The organism is Nocardioides sp. CCNWLW216, assembly GCF_037120545.1.
GTDB classification, from domain to species: Bacteria; Actinomycetota; Actinomycetes; order Propionibacteriales; family Nocardioidaceae; genus Nocardioides; species Nocardioides lianchengensis.
Map to the genome: position 1 here is coordinate 452,298 of NZ_JBBBBJ010000001.1, position 19,225 is coordinate 471,522.

Below are 19,225 nucleotides of genomic sequence, written 5' to 3' on the forward strand. Positions count from 1 at the left end.
ACAGGCGCTCAGCGGAGGGAGTACGTCGTGGTGCGCTCGCGGACGGGTCGGTCGATGCCGCTGCCGATCTCGACCAGCTCGGCGACGGTCTTGGCCGAGCCGTGCTCGGAGCCGGCCATCCGGGAGATGGTCTCCTCCATGAGGGTGCCGCCGAGGTCGTTGGCGCCGGCGTTCAGCATGGCGCGGGTGCCGTCGATGCCGAGCTTGACCCAGGAGGTCTGGATGTTGCGGATCCGGCCGTGCAGCAGGATCCGGGCCATCGCGTGCACCGCGAGGTTGTCGCGCAGGGTGGGTCCGGGGCGGGCCACGCCGGCGAGGTAGATCGGCGCGCTGGTGTGGACGAACGGGAGCGGCACGAACTCGGTGAACCCGCCGGTCTCGTCCTGGATCCGGGAGAGGACCCGGAGGTGGCCGACCCAGTGCTTCGGGTTGTCGACGTGGCCGTACATCATCGTGCTGGTCGTGGGGATGCCGACCCGATGGGCGGTGGAGACGATCTCGATCCAGGTGCGGGTCGGCAGCTTGCCCTTGGTGAGCACCCAGCGGACCTCGTCGTCGAGGATCTCGGCGGCGGTGCCGGGCAGCGAGCCGAGGCCGGCCTCGCGCGCCTTGATGAGGAAGTCCTCGATGGACAGCCCGGTGCGGGCGGTGCCGTTGACGACCTCCATCGGCGAGAAGGCGTGCACGTGCATCTCGGGGACGCGCTGCTTCACCGCCGCGACCAGGTCGAAGTACGCCGTCGAGGGCAGCTCGGGATCGATGCCGCCCTGCATGCAGACCTCGGTCGCGCCGAGCTCCCAGGCCTCCTGGGCCCGGTCGGCGACGTCGTCGTACGACAGGGAGTAGGCGTCGGCGTCGGTGCGCCGCTGGGCGAAGGCGCAGAAGCGGCAGCCGACGTAGCAGACGTTGGTGAAGTTGATGTTCCGGTTCACCACGTAGGTCACGTCGTCGCCCACGGTCTCCCGGCGCAGCGCGTCGGCCAGCTTCACGACCTGCTCGAGGAGCGGGCCCTCGGCGGTCATCAGGGTCAGCGCGTGCTCGTCGGAGAGGTTGCCGGGGTCGGCCTCGGCGGCGGCCATCGCCTCGCGGCCCTCGGCGTGCAGCACGGCGGGAGCGCCGGTCGCGGACGCGGCGTCCTTGACCGAGTCCCAGTCGCCGTACACGTCGGTGAAGTCGGAGCGCCGGTCGTCGGTGCGGCCCTCGGTGTCGACGGCGGCGAACAGGTCGGTGCGTCCGACGCTCGCGAAGCCGCCGTCGGGCTCCTGCCACGGCAGCCCCGTCGGGCGTACGCCGGGCCGCGCCAGTCCGTCGTCGGTCGCGAGCGCGGCGACGTGGGCCGAGATGCGCGGGTCGAGCCACGGCTCGCCCTGGCGGACGTACTCGGGGTGCACGGTGAGCCGCGCCTGCAGGTCGAAGCCGCACTCCGCCGTGATCGAGCGCAGCCGCTCCAGCGAGGGCCAGGGCCGCTCGGGGTTCACGTGGTCGGGGGTCAGCGGCGAGACGCCGCCCCAGTCGTCGACGCCGGCGTCCAGCAGCGCGCGGCACTCGGCCAGGTCGACCAGGTTGGGCGGCGCCTGCATCCGGGCCTTGGGGCCGAGGACGAGGCGGGTGACGGCCAGCGCGGCGCGGTACTCGTCGAGGTCGAGGTCGTCGGTGTGCCGCATCGCGGTGTCGGGCTTGGCCCGGAAGTTCTGGACGATCACCTCCTGCACAGCGCCGTACGCCCTCGAGGTGGCGCGGAGCGCGAAGATCGTCTCGGCCCGCTCCTCGAGCGTCTCGCCGATGCCGACGAGGATCCCGGTGGTGAACGGGATGGAGAGCCGACCGGCGTCCTCCAGCACCCGCAGGCGTACGGCGGGGTCCTTGTCGGGCGAGCCGAAGTGGGCCAGCCCCTTGGTCTCGAACAGCCGCGCCGAGGTGGTCTCCAGCATCATCCCCATCGAGGGGGAGACCGGCTTGAGACGGTTCATCTCCTCCCACGACATGACGCCGGGGTTGAGGTGCGGCAGCAGGCCGGTCTCCTCCAGGACCCGGATCGCCATCGCCCGGACGTAGGCCAGCGTCGAGTCGTAGCCGCGCTCGTCGAGCCACTCGCGGGCCCCGGGCCAGCGGTCCTCGGGGCGGTCGCCGAGGGTGAACAGCGCCTCGAGGCAGCCCAGCGCCGCCCCCTGCGAGGCGATCTCGAGGATCTCGTCGGGGGAGAGGTAGGGCTCGCGGCCCTCGCGCCGCGCGTGGCCGGGCGTCTCCACGAAGGTGCAGTAGTGGCACTTGTCGCGGCACAGCTTGGTGACCGGGATGAACACCTTCGGCGAGTACGTCACCACCCCCGGCCGGCCGGCCGCGACCAGGCCCGCGTCGCGCACCTTGGCCGCCGCCGCGGTCAGTCGCTCCAGGTCGGGTCCGGTGGCGGCGAGCAGCGCCGCCGCCTCCGGTACGTCGAGGGCCGCCCCTCGCTCGGCCCGCGCCAGGGCTCGTCGTACCTGCTGGGGAGTGGGCCGGTCCGTCACCTCGTCAGGCTAGCCTCGCCGCCCTGGTCCGTGGGTGAGGGACCGGTCACTGGGCCCCGGTCGAGCGACGAGGGCCACCAGATCCGTCCCCCGAGATCGAGGTTGAGCGCGGTCACCAGCACCGAGCGCACGATCATCGTGTCGAGCAGGACGCCGAGGGCGACCGCGACGCCGAGCTCGGCCAGGAAGACCAGCGGGATCGTGCCGAGCACCAGGAAGGTCGCGGCGAGCACCAGGCCGGCCGACGTGATCACCCCACCGGTCGAGCCGAGCGCGATCAGCGACCCCTGACGGGTGCCGTGGACCGCCGCCTCCTCCCGGACCCGGGTCATCAGGAAGATGTTGTAGTCGATGCCCAGGGCGACCAGGAACACGAAGGTGAACAGCGGGAACGACGGGTCGGAGCCGGCGAAGCCGAAGACGTACTCGAACAGGAGCGCGGAGATCCCGAGCGCCGCCCCGAACGACAGCACCACCGTCAGCATCAGCAGGAGCGGAGCCAGCAGGGCCCTCAGGAGCAGGACCAGGATCAGGAAGACCACCACCAGCACGATCGGGATGATCACCACGTTGTCGCGGTTCGAGGCCACCTTCGTGTCGAGGTAGAAGGCAGAGCCGCCACCCACCAGGGCATCGGCGCCGTCGACCCCGTGCACCGCGTCCCGGGTGGCCTCGACGATGTCGAAGGCGGCGGTCGAGGAGATGTCGGCGTCGATCGTGGCCTCGACGTACACCCGGGTGTCGGAGACCGGCTTCGGCTCGAGCGGCGCGCCGAGTCCGTCGACGGTGCCGAGGGCCTCGCTGACCGCGCCGGCCGCCTGGGTGTTCGTGACGACCTGCACGGTGTTGGAGTTGTCGACCATGCCGTGCTCGACCAGCACCTTCTGGCCCTTGATGGAGTCGAACTCCTTCGTGTAGGTGTCCTCCGTCGACAGCCCGGACGCGTCGAGGCGGAAGAGTCCGAGGCAGGCGATGGCCAGCAGACCGGCCGTGACGACCCAGACCCGGCGGGGGCGGCGGTCGATCCGCTGGCCGACCCGGGACCAGAAGCCGGTCGTGTTCGGCTCGTCCGAGCCGAAGGTGGGGCGCTTGGGCCAGAACACCCAGCGGCCCACGATGACCAGCAGGGCCGGCAGCAGGGTGACCATCACCAGGAACGTGATCGCGACCCCGACCGCGAGCACCGGGCCGAGGCCGGCGGTCGAGTTGAGGTCGGCGAAGACCAGGCAGAGCAGGCCGACCACGACGGTGGCGGCGCTCGCCAGGATCGCGGGTGCCGCGCGGTGCAGGGCGAAGGCCATCGCCTCGTGCCGGTCCTCGTGCCGGCGCAGCTCCTCGCGGTAGCGCGCGACGAGCAGCAGCGCGTAGTCGGTGCCGGCGCCGATGACCAGGATCCCCAGGATGGACTGGCTCTGTCCGTTGACGGTCAGGTCGGCGTACTTGGCGAGCAGGTAGACCACCCCGCCGGACACCGTGTAGGCGAAGACGGCACTGATGATGGGCAGCAGCCAGAGGATCGGGCTGCGGTAGGTGAAGAGCAGGATCACGATCACGACCAGCAGGGTGATCAGGATCAGGTTGGTGTCGATGCCCTCGAAGGACTCGGCCGCGTCGGCCGCCTGACCTCCGAAGCCCGCGAGATGGACCGTGACCCCGTCGATCTCCGCGATGTCCCGGATCTCGTCGGCCGCGTCGGGGATGTCGTTCCAGCCGTTGGCGCCGAAGTTGAAGGTCAGCGATGTCACGGCGACCGCACCGTCCTCGGAGTAGCCGCCGAACCCGGCGGCCGCAGCGGCCTCGGCCGACAGCACCTCGCCGGTGACGCCGTCGATCTCGCCGAGCTCGACCGCTTGCTCGGTGATCGCCGCGCGGTCGTCGTCGGTGAGGCCGCCCTCCCGGTTGTAGACCACCAGCGTCGGGATGTCGTTGGGGTCGATGGTCGCCGAGAGCTCGTCGGCGACCTTGGTCGACTCGGCGCTCTCGGGCAGCCACGAGGACGCCTCGTTGTTCTGGACGTCGATCAGCTTCGAGCTCAGTGAGCCCATGGCCGCGAACATGGCGATCCAGAAGACCACGACGATCCACTTGGTGACCGGGCTCGTGAGTCGGCCGGCGATCTGACGATGCATGGGGAGACTCCAGCAGGGAGGGGGGATGGAGGACATCGGGGATGTCCCTGATCCGACCACCCGCGCGGGTGAGTCTCATCGGCATTTTGCCGACTGGTCCAGACCGGTCAGCCGTGCTGCAGGCGGCGGCCGGTGATCTCGTCGACGTGCACCACCACGACCGTGTGCCGGGAACCGGCCGCCCACGGCTCCGGCAGCGGTACGGCGCCGTCGCGGCCCCCGTCGTACCGGACCTCGGCGCGGCCGCGGGCGACCACGCTCCACCCGGTCCGGCTCGCGGGGTCGATCGCGTCGGCCTCGAAGGCGACCCGCTCGGCGTCGACCTTCTGCGCGAGGGCGGCGTACGCCGCGGTCCGGAACCGGACCGTCCCGGCATCGACGACGTGGTTGACCGGGACCACCGCCGGGCCGGCCGACGTCGTCCACGCGACCCGCCCGACCGGCACCGAGGCCAGCAGCTCCCAACACTCCGCCGGGTCCAGCTCCACCGCGTGCGCCTGCTCGTCCGTCATGGGTCCAGCGTCCGGCCGCGGGCTCGGTGCCGACAGGTGCGGAGGTCCCACGGACGCGGGACCTTGGGCACCGAACTCACGCCGACTCGGCGATGGGGGTCAGGCGGGCTGGTGGCTGCGGGTGCGACGGGCCCGGCCCCGACGCAGGGTCGCGGGCAGGGTCAGCACCACGCCGACCACGATGCCGACCAGGGCGCCCGCGGTGTTGGCGAGCAGGTCGCGCTCGTCCGGCACCCGCCCGGGGATGGAGCGCTGGGCGGTCTCGATGGCGGAGGTCATCGCGAAGGCGAGGCCGGCGGCGACCCACCAGAAGCGGGTGCCGACCAGGAGCAGCAGGAACAGCCCCACCGGGACGAAGAGGGCGACGTTGGCGAGGAACTCGGCACGGTCGTAGGTCAGCCAGGTGAGCTCGTCGTACCGCTGCAGGCGGGCGAGGACCCGCAGCACCAGGTCGCTCGACGTCGGCGCGGTGGAGGCCGGCGTCAGGGTCAGCCAGGCCACGAACCCGAGGTAGGCGAGCGTGGCGAGGCTGAGGAACGGGTGGCGGTGCAGCATCCCCTCAGTCTGCCGAGGTGCTGGTGGCGGTGCTGGTGCCGCGAGCGGCGCGCCGGTTCTCCCAGACCTGGCAGCCGACCAGCACGAGCAGGGCGACCAGAGCCCCCGCGATCGCGTCGATGACGTAGTGCTCGCCGGAGTAGACGAGGCTCGCCGACATCGCGACCGGGTAGGCGAGCAGCAGCCAGCGGGCGGGGTGGCGCAGCCGCTGGATCGCGTAGAAGACCAGCAGGAACGAGAAGCCGGCGTGCAGCGACGGCATCGCCGCGACCTTGTTGGGCAGGCCGCCGAAGAAGATCGACTGCCGGTGCAGGCCGATCTCGGACCAGCCGCGTCCGGTGATCCGGACGACCGTGCCGATGAACCCGTCGCGCCCGGCCATCCACGGCGGTGCCATCGGGTAGAGGAAGTAGATCGTCAGGCCGGCGAAGTTCATCGCGACGAAGCGGCGGATCCAGCGCACGTACTCGTCGCGGTTGCGGACCCACAGCACCCCGGCGAGGCCCAGCGAGGCCAGGAAGTGGGAGGCGTAGACGCTCGTGACGACCGTGTCGTACCAGCGCGGCGGGTCGGTGACGATGCACGGGTCGCCGCACCACGCGGCCTGCAGCTGCTCGGTCGGGGTGGTGCCGCCGCCGAGCCACTCGTCGAAGCGGATCGGCGCCGTGACGTGGACCGGGATGAAGGTCTGGTCGGCGAAGCCGCGCAGCAGCGAGTAGGCCACCAGCAGCAGCATCGGCAGCCACCAGTCGCGCCACCAGGCCCGTGCCGTGTCGACCGGCGCGGCCGCGTGCCACGCGACCGTCCCGATGAAGATCCACAGGCACACGCCGAGGGTGTCGCTCGGGATGCCGATCGTCAGGCTCCACACGAGCAGGGCCAGGGCGTACGCCGTCATGGCGAGGCGCCGGGTCGCCCCGCGCGTGGGCGGTACGACGACCTGGGCGGGCGCGGACGTCACGGGGTGTGGTCCTTCCGGTGGTAGACGGTGAAGCGGCCGGGGCTGCCGACCAGCTCGTAGTGGGTCTCGACCTGCTCCTGGGCCGTGCCGGCGTCGACGCCCCAGGTGCCGATCGTGCGGCCCGCGAGGACCAGCCAGGTCGGCCGCCGGGGGCCGGCGAGCAGCTCCGAGAGCCGCTCGAGGTCGGGGTCGCGGACCCGGACCGGCAGGCTCCAGAGGTCAGGGTAGGGGCTGCGCAGCCCGGACTCCTGCAGGATGTTCGCCGCGCCGAACGCGACCATGCCGGTGTCGCCCGGCCGGACCTTGTCGCTGAGGTAGTCGATGACCGGCTCCTCGGGCCGCTCGACCGGGTGCACCGCCACGACCAGGATCGCGACGACCGAGGAGAGCGCGGTGACGGCGTACGCCGTGGACAGCAGGCGGGTGCGCGGGGGCCGGCGCTGCGCGGCGGCGGCCGCGACCAGCACGATGCCGGGCACCAGCCCGGTGAGGTAGTGCAGCCAGTAGCTGCCGCCGAGGTAGGCGGCCAGCAGGTCCCAGCCCAGCACGACCAGGGCGGCCCAGCGCAGGTCGCCGGGGCCGTCGGCGGTGCGGAGCGGCCGGCGGGCGGTCAGGGCGAGCGCGGCGACGAGCAGCGGCGCCCCGCTGGCGACCAGGGCGCCGATCATGCCGAGCAGCCGGCGGGTGGTGGTCTCGGTGGCGGAGGAGACGATCTTGGCCGCGGCCTCGCCGCGGAAGGAGACGACCGCGTCCCACAGTGCGCCCGGGTCGGTGCCCCGGAGGGCGGCCAGCCAGACCGCCAGCGCGACGGCGGCGAGCGCCCCGGCGCCCGCACCGGCCAGCGTGCGCGTGAGGGCCGCCGACCCGTCCCGCCGTGGCCGCCACTGGAGCACCACCAGGGCGGCCAGGAGGACGAAGACGTCGATCAGGTTCTGCTTGACCATCGCCCCGCAGGCTCCGGCGACGCCGGCGAGGAGCGCCCAGCCGAACCCGCTCCGCCAGTCGGTCGCCGTCCGCGAGCGCAGCAGGGCCGCCGTGCCGCCGAGCAGGAACGGCAGTCCCAGCAGCTCGCCGTTGACCGCGCCGCCGCCGAAGAGCGGGGTCGCGACCAGCGCGGCCGCGGCGGCGGCCGTGAGCAGCGGCGCTCCGCGCGAGGAGGGTACGGCGAGCCGCCCGATCAGACCCGCCAGCGCGACCGAGGCGACCACGGCCAGCACGCCGAGCACCCGCAGCGCGACCGCGCCGCCCAAGGCGTCGGCGAGCGCGAACAGGGCCACCAGCACCGGCGGCCGGTCGACCCAGTAGTCGCCGTAGAGCGAGCTGCCGGGGGCCCACTGGCCGGCCACGATGAGCATGCCGCCCTCGTCGGGGCTCAGCGTGCGGCCGGCGAACGGCACCCAGCCCAGGCAGGCCAGCAGTGCGAGGCCGGCGACGTACAGCCACGGGGACCGGAGGGTCCAGGGGCTGGTGACGCGGCGGTGCACGGATTCCCCTCACAGGCGGTTGACAGGCGACAACTCTAGGGTGAGGAGTCCTCTCAGGTCGCGCCAGATACCTGGGTCGGTGTCTCAGCCGACGTTGGTCGGCTGGTGGATCGCGTGCCGCACCCGGTCGCAGAGGGCGACGTACTCGGGCAGGGCGCGGATCTCGTCGGCCGGCACCCGGGCCCCGTGCTCGCCGAAGACGGCTGGCTCGTCGAAGACGATCCGGCCCGGGCGCGGGCTCATCACCAGGACCCGCGAGCCGAGGAAGACCGCCTCGTCGACGCTGTGGGTGATGAACAGGATGGTTCGACCGGTGGCCCGCCAGATCTCCAGCAGCTCCTCCTGCAGCCGCTCCCGGGTGAGCGCGTCGAGTGCCCCGAACGGCTCGTCCATCAGCACGATGCCCGGCTCGTTCGCCAGCACCCGGGCGATCTGGCAGCGCTGCTGCATGCCGCCGGAGAGCTCGTACGGCCGGTGCTGTGCGAAGTCCTGCAGGCCCACCAGGCGCAGGTAGCGGTCGGCCAGCTCGGCCCGCTCCGCCTTCGCCACGCCACGCAGCCGCGGTCCGAGCTCGACGTTGCCGCGCACGGTCAGCCAGGGGAAGAGGGTGGGCTGCTGGAAGACGACCCCGCGCTCCTCGGCGGGGCCGCGGACCGGCTCGCCCCCGACCGTGACCGAGCCGGTCGCGGGCGGGAGGAAGCCGGCGACCAGCCTCAGCAGGGTGGTCTTGCCGCACCCCGAGGGCCCGGCGAGCGTGACCAGCTCGCCGGGCTCCAGGGTGAGGTCGATCCGATCGAGCGCGGGCACGGGCGTGCCACCGACGTCGAAGTGGTGCTCGACGCCGTCGAACGCGATGGCCCGCCCGTGGCTCACTCGGCGGCCCGGGTGGCGGGGCCGGCGTCGACGTGCTCGGCGTACTGGGCGGCGTCGCCGACCGCCTCGATCTCGCCCTGCTCCAGCAGGAACTGGGCGGTGGTGAGCAGGTCGTCGGCGAACTTGCCGCCGAGGAAGTCCGGTCCGGCCTGCTCGGCCGCCCCGTGGAACTCCAGCCCGGCGAACTGCGCCTCGGCCGCGGCCGGGTCGATGCCCAGCACCACGGCGACCGACTCCGCGGCCTCGGCCGGGGAGTCCTGGATCAGCTGGACGGCCCAGTCCTGCGCCTTCGCCCAGGTGGTGAGGAAGTCCTCGTTCTCAGCGGCGAAGGCGCGGTCGACCGTCCCGACGTCGAAGGTGGGACGGCCCGCGGCGGCGGTGTCGGAGCTGGAGATCAGCCGGGTGCCGCCCTCCTCGAGGAGCTGGCTCTGCACCGGGTCCCAGACCCAGGCGGCGTCGATCTCGTCGCCGAGCCAGGCCGCCGGCATCTTGTCGGGGTCGAGGTTGATGACCGTGACGTCCTTCGCCGGGTCCAGCCCGGCGTCGGCCAGGGCCTGGAGCAGCGAGTAGTGCGCGGTGCTGCTGAACGGGGTGGCGATGGTGCCGCCCTTCAGGCCGGCGAGGTCGGTGACCGCGGCGTCCTTGACGACCAGGGACTCGGCGTCGCCGATCACGTCGTGGATCCAGATCGTCGCGATGTCGACGTCGCGCACCACGGGCTCGGAGGAGGACCGGGCCGCCGGTGCCGAGCCCATCAGGCCGAGGTCGACCTCGCCCGCGCCGTAGTAGGTGATGACGTCGCCGCCGGAGGCCGCCTGCACCCAGGTGATCTTCGCGTTCGGGAGGCAGGCCTCGAGGATGCCGCGGTCCTTGACGACCGCGTCGCCGTTCGGGATGGCCTGCCAGGCGATCCGGGCGGTCGTGGTGACCGACTCGTCCGGGGTCCAGGGGCAGTCGGTCTCGGCCGCCTTGCTCTCGGCGTCGGAGGCCTTCCGCTCGTCGGCCGACTCGACGCAGCCGCTGAGTGACAGCGCGAGTGCGGCGGTCGCGAGCACGGCCGCGCCGGTGGTCCTTCGGGTCATGCGAGTTCTCCTTCGTACGCCGTGGCGGCGTGGTTCACGCCTTGCCCCGCCAGGGGACAAGGACCTTCTCCAGGAACTTCAGGCCGAGATCGAGGGCGATCGCCGCGAGGCCGATCACGAGGATGCAGGCGACGACGAGGTCGGAGTTCAGCTTCTGGCCCGACAGGTAGGCCAGCGCGCCGATGCCGGGGATCCCGTTGGCGATCTCGGCCGCCACGACGGTGGTCCACGCGAAGCCCACGGCGACCCGGACGCCGGTGAGGATCTCGGGCAGGGTCGCCGGGATCATCACCGCGGTCAGCGTCTGGCGGCGCGACGCCCCGAGCGAGAGCACCGCGTTGACCATGTCCTCGCGCACGCCGCGCACGCCGGAGATCGTCGCCATCGCGATCGGCGGGAAGGCGGCCAGGAAGAGCAGCCAGACCTTCGAGGTGTCGCCGATGCCGAACCAGACGATGAGCAGGCCGATGTAGGCGAGCGGCGGCAGCGCGCGCAGGAAGCTCAGGTAGGGCTCCAGGACGACGCCGAGCCAGGTGGTGGCCATGACCAGGCCGACGGGGATCCCGACCACGACGGCCGCCCCGACGCCGATGCCGATCCGCTGCAGGCTGGCGAGCAGGTGCTCCCACAGGTAGTAGTTCTGCTCGCCGCGGACGATCCGGTCGGACCCCGGGCTCAGCGGGTGGTCGGTGTTGGCCCGGACGAACGCGTCCCAGACGTCGCCGGGCGGTGGCAGGAACAGCGGTCGCACCAGCCCCAGCCGGGTGACCAGCCACCACAGGGCGACCAGGGCCACCAGGGTCCCGACGTGTAGCGGGATCCGGCGCAGGCGCTGCCGTCGTACGGCACGGGCGCGCACGGTCGTGGGGGAGGCCATGCGGCCGATCAAATCATAGTGATCCGATCGTCTTTATCGGGGAGGTGTATTTCGAGACGATCGGTCTAGTCCCGCTCGCGACCGCGGCCGCCCCTCGCGGGGGGCGGCCGCGGTCGCGAGCGGATCGAGACTCCTCAGATCCCCAGGCTCCGCCCGATGATCTCCTTCTGGATCTCGGTCGTGCCCCCGTAGATCGTCTGGATCCGGCTGTCGACGTACGCCTGGGCGATGGGGTACTCGTTCATGTAGCCGTAGCCGCCGTGCAGTTGGACGCCCTGGTCGGCGAACTTCTTCTGCAGTTCGGTGGTCCAGTACTTCGCCATCGAGGCCAGCGCGGTGTCGACCTTGCCCTCGTTCAGCTTCATCACGCAGTCGTTGACGAACAGTCGGGCGATGTGGGCCTCGGTGGCCATCTCGGCGAGCAGGAACCGGTTGTGCTGGAACTTGCCGATCGGCTTGCCGAACGCCTCGCGCTCCTTCGCGTAGGCGAGGCAGAGATCGAGGATGTGCTCGATCGCGGCGATGGCGATGGCGGCGATGGAGACCCGCTCCTGGGGCAGGTTGACCATCAGCGAGATGAAGCCGGAGCCCTCCTCGCCGAGCAGGTTCTCCTTCGGGACGACGACGTTGTCGAAGAACAGCTCGGAGGTGTCTTGGGCCTTCAGTCCCATCTTGTCGAGGTTGCGCCCGCGCTCGAAGCCCTCCATGCCGCGCTCGACGACCAGGAGGCTGATGCCCTGGTGGCCGGCGTCGGGGTTCGTGCGCGCGACGACGATGACGACGTCGGAGAGGATGCCGTTGCTGATGAACGTCTTGGAGCCGTTCAGGACGTAGTGGTCGCCCTTGTCGACGGCCGTGGTCTTGATGCCCTGGAGGTCCGAGCCGGCGCCCGGCTCGGTCATCGCGATGGCCGAGATCAGCTCGCCGCTGACCAGGCCCGGGAGCCAGCGCTGCTTCTGCTCCTCGGTCCCGAGCTGGCTGATGTAGGGGACGATGATGTCGGTGTGGACGGGGAAGCCCAGTCCGCTGGCGCCGACGCGCGAGATCTCCTCGGCGACGACCATGTTGTAGCGGAAGTCCTGGATCCCCGGGCCGCCGTACTCCTCCTCGACGTCGAAGCAGAGCAGCCCCTGCTCGCCGGCCTTGGTCCAGACGGCTCGGTCGACCTGGCCGTCCTTCGCCCACTGCTCGTGGTGGGGCACGACCTCGCGCTCGAGGAAGGCGCGGACGGTGCCGCGGAAGTCCTCGTGCTCCTGCTCGTAGACGGACGGGCGCTCGGGCATGGGGGTCTCCTTCGGTGCGGACGTGACGGTCTTACTGTGACAGCCATACTGTCACGGTTCAACCGTTAGGGTTCGTTTCGTGACCACCTCGCCGACCGGGCTGCTGACCGTCGACGAGCTGGCCGCCGCGGCCGGTATGACCGTGCGCACGACGCGCTACTACGCCTCGCTCGGCCTGCTGCCGCCGCCCGAGCGGCGCGGTCGGATCGCCTACTACGGTCCGCTGCACGAGGCCTACCTGGAGCTGGTCCGGGCGCTGCAGGACCACGGCTTCACCCTCCAGGCCGTCGAGCGGTACGTCGCGTCGCTGCCCGCGGGCGCCACGGTGGAGGATCTCGCGCTGCAGCGCGCGATGCTGACGTCCTGGACGTCCGAGCCGCCGCGCGAGGTCACCCGGGCCGGCCTGGAGGAGGAGGCGGGCCGCCGCCTGTCCGCCACTGACCTGGACCTGCTGGTCCGCCTCGGTGCCCTGGAGCGGCAGGGCCGCGGCTACCGCGCGCTTCCCAACCTGCGGATCGGGCTGGACCTGCTCGAGCTCGACATCGCGCCCGAGGGCGTGGCCGCCGCGGGGGAGGCGATCGCCCGCCACATGGACGCGCTCGCCGAGGAGCTCACCCAGATCCTCCGGGCGGAGGTGCTCGCGCCGTACCGCGAGGGGCACACGCCCGAGGAGGCCGCCCGGCTGGAGCAGACCCTGCCGCGGCTGCGGCAGCTGACGCTGGAGGCGCTGGTCGTGCGCTTCCAGAGCGCCGCCAACGCGGTCATCACGAGGTCGCTGGCTCGATGACCGACGTCGGGATCTCGATCCCGATCCGCTCCGCCAGGGGTACGGCGAGCTCGGCGGCGTAGACGGTCGAGATGTGGTGCTTGTCGCGCATGGTGATGACGTCGCCGACGACGGCGGGGCAGCGGTCGTCGGCGCAGAACCAGTCGTCGATCGGGACGAAGCGCGCGGACGTGCCGCGGGTCGCCTCCCGCATCGCCTCCGTCATCATCTGGTTGCGCTCGACGGGCCGCTCGAGGCAGTCCTCGAGCGTGGCGCCGCGGGCGCCGAGGCAGCTGCCGGCCAGGGTCTGGCGCCGGGGCACGTCGCCGAGCACGACGACCTCGCCGGCGAGGGGGGTCAGCTCGTCGATCGTCTCGCGGTAGCTCTCGAGCACCGTGTCCCGGGCGGTGAGGTCGTCGGTGCGGACCTCGCCGTCGATCGAGAATCCCGGTGGCACCGACCCGGACAGCACGACCAGGTCGGGACGGAGGTCGGCGACCTGCTCGCGCGCCCAGTCGGCGAAGTCGGCGCACTGGTCCCAGTCGCCGCTGAGGTCGCGGGCGGCGACGTCCCGCAGGCTCGGGTTGCAGCCAGACTTGACCAGGTAGTAGGTCGTGAAGCCCATCTCCTCGAAGGCCGGGATCCAGTGCCGTCCGTGGGAGTCGCCCAGCACGACCAGGGTCCGGTCGGCGTCGGGGTCCCCGCGCTGGCACCGCTCGAACGGGGTCCCGTAGAACTCGCAGCCCCCGAGGTCGGCGCGGTCGGCGTCGAGGTCCAGAAGCCCCGGACGCAGGACCGACGGGATGTCGGTCCCGTCCTGAGCGGCCACCACCGAGGCCTGGACGAGAGCCACCGCCGGCTCCTCGGAGACGGGCTCGTCGCCGGGGCCCTCGTCGAGGTCGGCGGAGGTGATGGCGGGCTGGAGCGTCCCGGAGGGCGCCTCGGCCCAGCGGACCGCCCAGGCGCTGCCCCCGACGACCAGGACGACGGAGAGCGGGTAGAGCACGAGCGCGCGCGGCAGGCGCAGTACCGGTCGGCGGAACGGCTGCTCGACCAGGCGCCAGCTGGCCAGCGCGACGAGCACGCTGAGCCCGAGCATGGCCAGGGTCTCGCCCAGGCGCAGGTCGCGTCCCGCGTGCTGGGTCGCGATGACCAGCACCGGCCAGTGCCACAGGTAGAGGGAGTACGACGCGTCGCCCACGAACCGCAGCGGGCGGCAGCCCAGGGCGCGCTGGACCAGGGCGGGTCGCCCGGTCGCCTCCGCGCCCGCGACCAGCACCGCGCCGGTGCCGAGGACCGGGAGCAGGGCGAGCACGCCCGGGTACGGGTCGGACTCGGTGACCGTGAAGCAGGCGATGACGATGAGGGCCAGCCCCGCGCCGGCGAGCAGGTTGCGGGCCCGGTCGGTGAGCAGGTACGCGAAGCGCGGGGCGGCCAGCGCCAGCAGGGCGCCCACCCCGAACTCCCAGGCCCGCGTGAAGGTCGAGAAGTACGCCGTGTCGGGGCTGACGGTCGAGGCGTGCGTCGACCAGAGCAGGCTGACCGAGGTCATCACCGCGATGCTCAGCCCGATCGCGTGCCGGGTCGTGCCCCGGTCACCACCCCAGCGACGTCGTACGACGAGGACGCAGGCGAGCATCAGCAGGGGCAGGACGACGTAGAACTGCTCCTCGACCGCGAGGGACCAGTAGTGCTGGAGCGGGGACGGTGGCTGGTCCTGGGCGAAGTAGTCGGTCTCCTGCGTGGCGAACCGGACGTTGGCGGCGAAGAGGCTCGCCCAGATCCCGTCGGTGGCGGTGTCACGCACCTCGACGACCCCCAGCCACAGCCAGGTCGCGAGCAGGGTGCCGAGGGTCGCGACGGTGGCGGCCGGCAGGATCCGGCGGGCCCGGCGGGCGTAGAACGAGGTGAGCGACACGGTGCCCGTGCGGTCGATCTCGCGCAGCAGCAGGAACGTGATCAGGAAGCCGGACAGGACGAAGAAGACGTCCAGGGTGACGAACCCGCCGGGGTAGGGACTGAGCCCGGCGTGGAAGACCATGATGGCCAGCACGGCGAGCGCGCGCATGCCCTGGATGTCGTCGCGGAAGCCGGGCCGGCCGGTGGCCGGCGCCCGCGTCAGGCGGTGCCGACCGGGGCGTTCGGTCGGGACGCGGACGCGTCCGTCCGGTCGCTGGGGCACGGGGTGGGTCCTTCCGGCGCGGCCAAGATCGTCGGGGACCCTACCCACTCAGACTGAGAGGACTCCTCACCAGGCCATGACCTCGGTCTCAGTCCTCGATGACGTCCAGACCCTGCTCGCGCAGCCGCGCGAGGTTGTCGAGCATCCCCGCGAGCACCTCGGGCGGGTGCCCCTCCCAGTCCTCGACCTCGCCGACCACCCGCAGTGCGGACCGGGTGCGGTAGGAGCGGGTGGGGTTGCCGGGGAACTTCTTGTCCGTGACGTTCGGGTCGTCCTCGAAGGGACCCTGCGGCTCCACGACGTAGACGTGACCGCGCTCGTCGAGCCCGGCGAGCGCGGTGGCCAGCTCGGCTCCCCAGACCGCGGTCTCGACGATCGAGGTGAAGTAGACGTGGTTCATCACCCGGTCGGCCTGGAAGTTCGACCCGAAGCCCGCGACCAGGTCGTCGCCGATGGCGAGCGTCGCCCTGGTCCCGTGGAAGAACGGCCCGGGGTCGTCGGGCGGGTTCAGGAGACCAGCTCCTTGACCTCCGCGATGGTGGCGGCGGGGTCGGCGGTGGCCGGCACGATCGACAGGTTGGTCACCCCGGCCTCGCGGAACGCGGCGATGCGCTCGGCGACGTACGACCTCGGGCCGACCAGGTTGCCGGCCTCGAGCCACTCGAGCGGCACCTTGGCCTCGGCGTCCCGCTTGTTCCCGCCGAGGTAGAGGTCCTGGATCTCCTGCGCCTCCTTCTCGTAGCCGTACTGGCAGGCCAGGTCGAAGTAGAAGTTCTTGCCGCGCGCGCCCATACCGCCCACGTAGAGGGCGTAGAGCGGACGGGCGAAGTCGAGCATCGCCTTGGTCTCCGGACCCTCGCCGATCGCCACCATGGCGTTGGCGCTGATCTCGAGCGGGCCGAGGTCGGCGGAGCGCTTGGCGGTGCCGCGGGCCAGCGCCTCACCCCACACGTCGGCGGCCTTGCCGGGGTGGAAGAGGTGCGGGAGCCAGCCGTCGGCGATCTCGGCGGTCATCTCGACGTTCTTGTCGCCCAGGGCGGCCACCCAGATCGGGACGTCGGCGCGCTCGGGCCGGGTCAGCAGCTTCAGCGGCTTGCCGAGGCCGAGACCCTGGTCGCTCGGGAGCGGGAGGGTGAAGTTGCGGCCCTCGTGCACCAGCGTCTCGCGGCGCAGGCCGGCGCGCAGGATCTCGATGACCTCGCGGGTGCGACCGAGCGGGCGCTCGTAGGGCATTCCGTGGAAGCCCTCGATGACCTGCGGACCGGAGGCGCCGAGACCGATCACGGCGCGGCCACCGGAGACGTTGTCGAGGCCGGCGGCGGTCTGCAGCAGCGCGCCCGGCGTCCGCGAGAAGACGTTGAGGATGCCGGCGGCGATCTCGACCGTCTCGGTCTTCGCAGCCAGGTAGCCCATCAGCGTGGGGGAGTCGAAGCCGTACGCCTCGGCCACCCAGACCATGTCGAGGCCGGCCTTCTCCCAGGTGGCGATCTGGTCGGCGGACTCGCGGGGGTTGCCGGCGTACATCAGAGCGGTCGAGAGCTTCATGGCGTTGCCTTCGTGGTCGGTGTGACATTCATCGTGACAGCGTTGCTGTCACGTTAACAATGCCATGATCCGAGGGGGTCGGACGACCCCGAGACGAGTGGAGGAGAACACGTTGACGACGTACCGCATCGCCGTGATCGGTGGCACCGGACCGCAGGGCAAGGGGCTGGGCTACCGGTTCGCCAAGCACGGGCATGAGGTCATCCTGGGCTCACGGGCCGCCGAGAAGGCCGAGCCGGTGGCGGCCGAGGTGACCGAGCGGCTGGCGGGCGTGTCCGGCGCGGGCACCGTCACCGGTCTGGCCAACGCCGACGCCGTCGCGGCAGCCGACGTCGTCCTCCTCGCGGTGCCGTACGACGGCCACGACGAGCTGGTCGCCACGCTGCCGCTGGCCGGCAAGACGGTGATCTCGTGCGTGAACCCGCTGGCCTTCGACAAGCGCGGCGCCCACGGCCGGGTCGTCGACGGCGGCGAGGGCTCGGCGGCCGAGTCGGCCCAGCGGATCGCGCCCGAGGCGACCGTGGTGGGCGCGTTCCACAACGTCTCCGCGGTGCTGCTGTGGAGCGAGGAGGAGTACCTCGACGAGGACGTCCTCGTCGTCGGCGACGTGGTCGAGGCCAAGCAGGTGGCGATGGAGCTGGCCGCGTCGGTGACCAGCCGGGTCGGCATCGACGCCGGCAAGCTGCGCCTGGCCCGCCAGCTGGAGCCGTTCACCGCGGTGCTGATCTCGATCAACCGCAAGTACAAGGTGAACTCCGGCATCCGGGTCTCCGGGCTGGAGCACGCGGCGACCGAGTGACCCTCACGCGACGGTCAGGCCCAGCCCCTCGATGACCTCGGCGCCGGGCAGCTCGCCGACCAGCCGACCGGGGACCAGCAGCTTGCTGCGTCGTACGCCGGAGCCGAGCACCGCGACGTCGACGTCGAGGACCCGGCTGTCGACCAGCACCCGCCAGGCCGGGGGCAGGCCGACCGGCGTGATGCCGCCGTACTCCATCGAGGACTCCTCGACGGCACGGTCCATCGACAGGAACGAGCACTTGCGGACGTCGAGGGTGCGCTTGACCAGGGCGTTCACGTCGGCGCGGGTGTCGGCCCGGACCACGCAGGCGGCGACCCGCTCCTCGCCGTCGCGCTTGCCGGAGACGACCACGCAGTTGGCGCCGGTGTCGAGCGGGAGGTCGTAGGCCGCGCTCATCGCGGCGGTGTCGGCGAGGTCCGGGTCGATCGCCACCACGGCGATCTCGCCGGCGTACGGCCAGGTCGCGAGCGCGGCGGCCACGTTCGGGCCGAGCAGGTCGGGGTGGTCGAGCACGGGCAGCGGGTCCAGCCCGCCGAGCGTGGGGAGGGTCATGGGCCCATCATGTGGCATTCACCTGACGGCCACGCGCGGGCCGTCGCCGGGACGTGCGGGCATGCGATCCATGTCCTGTGAGCGTCCTGACCGTTCCACTCCCCGGCGGGTCCCGGACCCGGCCGCGCACCGCCAGCCTCGTGGTCACGCCCGCCGTGGTCGCCCACCGGGGGGCCAGCGGCTACCGACCCGAGCACACCCTCGACGCCTACCGGACGGCGATCCGGCTGGGCGCCGACGCCATCGAGCTCGACGTGGTCCCGACCGCGGACGGCGTGCTCCTGGCCCGCCACGAGAACGAGCTCAGCCTGACCACCGACGTGGCCGCCCACCCGGAGCTCGCCGACCGGCGCACCACCAAGGTGGTCGACGGCGAGACGATGACCGGCTGGTTCGCCGAGGACCTGACCCTGGCCGAGGTGAAGACGCTCGCCGCCCGCGAGCGGCGCCCCGGGCTGCGCCCCGGCAACACCGTCCACGACGGCCGCGAGGGCGTGCCGACGCTCAACGAGGTGCTGGCCATGGTCGGTGCCGAGTCGGTACGACGGGGCCGCGCGGTCGGCGTCCTGGTCGAGCTGAAGTCCCCGCCGTACTTCGACGCGCTCGGGCTGTCCCTGGACGAGCCGCTCCTGGCCGACCTGCGTCGGCACGGCCTCGACCACGCCCGCTCGCGGGTGACCCTGATGTCCTTCGACCCGGCGGTGCTGCGCCGCCTGGCCCGGCGCACGCTGGTGCCGCTGGTGCAGCTGCTCGACGTCGGCGACCCGGTCGACGGCCCCGCGCTGGACGCGATCGAGGAGTACGCCGACGCGATCGGCGTGCACCAGGACCTGGTCCTGCCCCGCACCGCCGACGGCGCCCTGGACGAGCCGACCCGGCTGGTCCGCGACGCGCACCGGCGCTGGCTCGACGTCTACGTCTGGACGCTGCGCGCGGAGAACCACTACCTGCCGACCGACCACCGCGTCGGCGACGACCCGGCCGGGCTCGGCGACCTGCGCGGGCTGGCCGACGCGTTCCTGGACGCGGGCGTCGACGGGCTGATCACCGACCACCCCGACCTGGCGATCCGTGCGGTGGTCGCCGCCGCCTAGTCGGTGCCCGTTCACCCCGTG

General features: G+C 72.2%; 17 protein-coding genes. 3 read left to right on the forward strand and 14 right to left on the reverse strand.

Translation table 11 applies throughout. The features are described from left to right. Positions 1 to 8: 8 nt before the first annotated feature. From V7S47_RS02140 to V7S47_RS02185, 10 genes are all read right to left on the reverse strand, one after another. Complete coding sequence (locus V7S47_RS02140) at positions 9 to 2,507, reverse strand: bifunctional FO biosynthesis protein CofGH (protein WP_336560040.1); 2,499 nt, start codon at positions 2,505 to 2,507, stop codon at positions 9 to 11. Continuing rightward, positions 2,504 to 4,636 carry an MMPL family transporter gene (locus V7S47_RS02145; protein ID WP_336560041.1) on the reverse strand — a complete coding sequence of 711 codons (2,133 nt, stop codon included), beginning with the start codon at positions 4,634 to 4,636 and terminating at the stop codon, positions 2,504 to 2,506. Before V7S47_RS02145 ends, V7S47_RS02140 begins: the two co-directional genes overlap by 4 nt. A 107-nt stretch (positions 4,637 to 4,743) precedes the next feature. Then, positions 4,744 to 5,148, reverse strand: coding sequence for a pyridoxamine 5'-phosphate oxidase family protein (locus V7S47_RS02150; protein WP_336560042.1), 405 nt, complete (start codon positions 5,146 to 5,148; stop codon positions 4,744 to 4,746). A gap of 99 nt (positions 5,149 to 5,247) precedes the next feature. After that, positions 5,248 to 5,703, reverse strand: a complete 456-nt coding sequence (locus V7S47_RS02155) for a VanZ family protein (RefSeq protein WP_336560043.1) — start codon at positions 5,701 to 5,703, stop codon at positions 5,248 to 5,250. Positions 5,704 to 5,707: 4 nt separating this feature from the next. Then, complete coding sequence (locus V7S47_RS02160; RefSeq protein ID WP_336560044.1) at positions 5,708 to 6,664, reverse strand: phosphatase PAP2 family protein; 957 nt, start codon at positions 6,662 to 6,664, stop codon at positions 5,708 to 5,710. Beyond that, positions 6,661 to 8,148, reverse strand: coding sequence for a hypothetical protein (locus tag V7S47_RS02165; RefSeq protein WP_336560045.1), 1,488 nt, complete (start codon positions 8,146 to 8,148; stop codon positions 6,661 to 6,663). Before V7S47_RS02165 ends, V7S47_RS02160 begins: the two co-directional genes overlap by 4 nt. An 84-nt stretch (positions 8,149 to 8,232) precedes the next feature. Continuing rightward, complete coding sequence (locus V7S47_RS02170) at positions 8,233 to 9,021, reverse strand: ABC transporter ATP-binding protein (RefSeq protein ID WP_336560046.1); 789 nt, start codon at positions 9,019 to 9,021, stop codon at positions 8,233 to 8,235. Further along, the gene (locus tag V7S47_RS02175; protein WP_336560047.1) at positions 9,018 to 10,103 is read right to left on the reverse strand and encodes a taurine ABC transporter substrate-binding protein; all 1,086 of its coding nucleotides are present in this window, start codon (positions 10,101 to 10,103) and stop codon (positions 9,018 to 9,020) included. Before V7S47_RS02175 ends, V7S47_RS02170 begins: the two co-directional genes overlap by 4 nt. Positions 10,104 to 10,137: 34 nt before the next feature. Beyond that, positions 10,138 to 10,980 (reverse strand): ABC transporter permease, encoded by an 843-nt coding sequence (locus tag V7S47_RS02180; RefSeq protein WP_336560048.1) that lies wholly within the window; start codon positions 10,978 to 10,980, stop codon positions 10,138 to 10,140. Between the two features lie 134 nt (positions 10,981 to 11,114). Next, positions 11,115 to 12,263, reverse strand: coding sequence for an acyl-CoA dehydrogenase family protein (locus tag V7S47_RS02185; RefSeq protein WP_090849967.1), 1,149 nt, complete (start codon positions 12,261 to 12,263; stop codon positions 11,115 to 11,117). 79 nt (positions 12,264 to 12,342) lie between these two features. Between V7S47_RS02185 and V7S47_RS02190 the strand changes: the two genes are divergently transcribed. After that, complete coding sequence (locus V7S47_RS02190; RefSeq protein ID WP_336560049.1) at positions 12,343 to 13,050, forward strand: MerR family transcriptional regulator; 708 nt, start codon at positions 12,343 to 12,345, stop codon at positions 13,048 to 13,050. Here V7S47_RS02190 and V7S47_RS02195 read toward each other — a convergent pair. From V7S47_RS02195 to V7S47_RS02205, 3 genes are all read right to left on the reverse strand, one after another. Further along, positions 13,028 to 15,211, reverse strand: coding sequence for an acyltransferase family protein (locus V7S47_RS02195; RefSeq protein WP_336560050.1), 2,184 nt, complete (start codon positions 15,209 to 15,211; stop codon positions 13,028 to 13,030). The genes V7S47_RS02190 and V7S47_RS02195 overlap by 23 nt on opposite strands. Positions 15,212 to 15,299: 88 nt before the next feature. Continuing rightward, positions 15,300 to 15,722, reverse strand: coding sequence for an NAD(+)--rifampin ADP-ribosyltransferase (gene arr / locus V7S47_RS02200; protein ID WP_336560430.1), 423 nt, complete (start codon positions 15,720 to 15,722; stop codon positions 15,300 to 15,302). Next, positions 15,719 to 16,756, reverse strand: a complete 1,038-nt coding sequence (locus V7S47_RS02205) for an LLM class F420-dependent oxidoreductase (protein WP_090849970.1) — start codon at positions 16,754 to 16,756, stop codon at positions 15,719 to 15,721. Before V7S47_RS02205 ends, arr begins: the two co-directional genes overlap by 4 nt. A gap of 112 nt (positions 16,757 to 16,868) precedes the next feature. On the opposite strand from V7S47_RS02205, the gene npdG reads away from it, so the two are divergent. After that, positions 16,869 to 17,555, forward strand: a complete 687-nt coding sequence (gene npdG, locus V7S47_RS02210) for an NADPH-dependent F420 reductase (RefSeq protein WP_336560051.1) — start codon at positions 16,869 to 16,871, stop codon at positions 17,553 to 17,555. A 3-nt stretch (positions 17,556 to 17,558) separates the two neighbouring features. Here the strand turns inward: npdG and V7S47_RS02215 are convergent, their stop codons facing one another. After that, complete coding sequence (locus V7S47_RS02215) at positions 17,559 to 18,110, reverse strand: YbaK/EbsC family protein (RefSeq protein WP_336560052.1); 552 nt, start codon at positions 18,108 to 18,110, stop codon at positions 17,559 to 17,561. A gap of 77 nt (positions 18,111 to 18,187) precedes the next feature. Between V7S47_RS02215 and V7S47_RS02220 the strand changes: the two genes are divergently transcribed. Then, a complete protein-coding gene (locus tag V7S47_RS02220) occupies positions 18,188 to 19,204 on the forward strand; it encodes a glycerophosphodiester phosphodiesterase family protein (protein ID WP_336560053.1) in 1,017 nt (338 codons plus the stop codon). Positions 19,205 to 19,225: the final 21 nt, after the last annotated feature.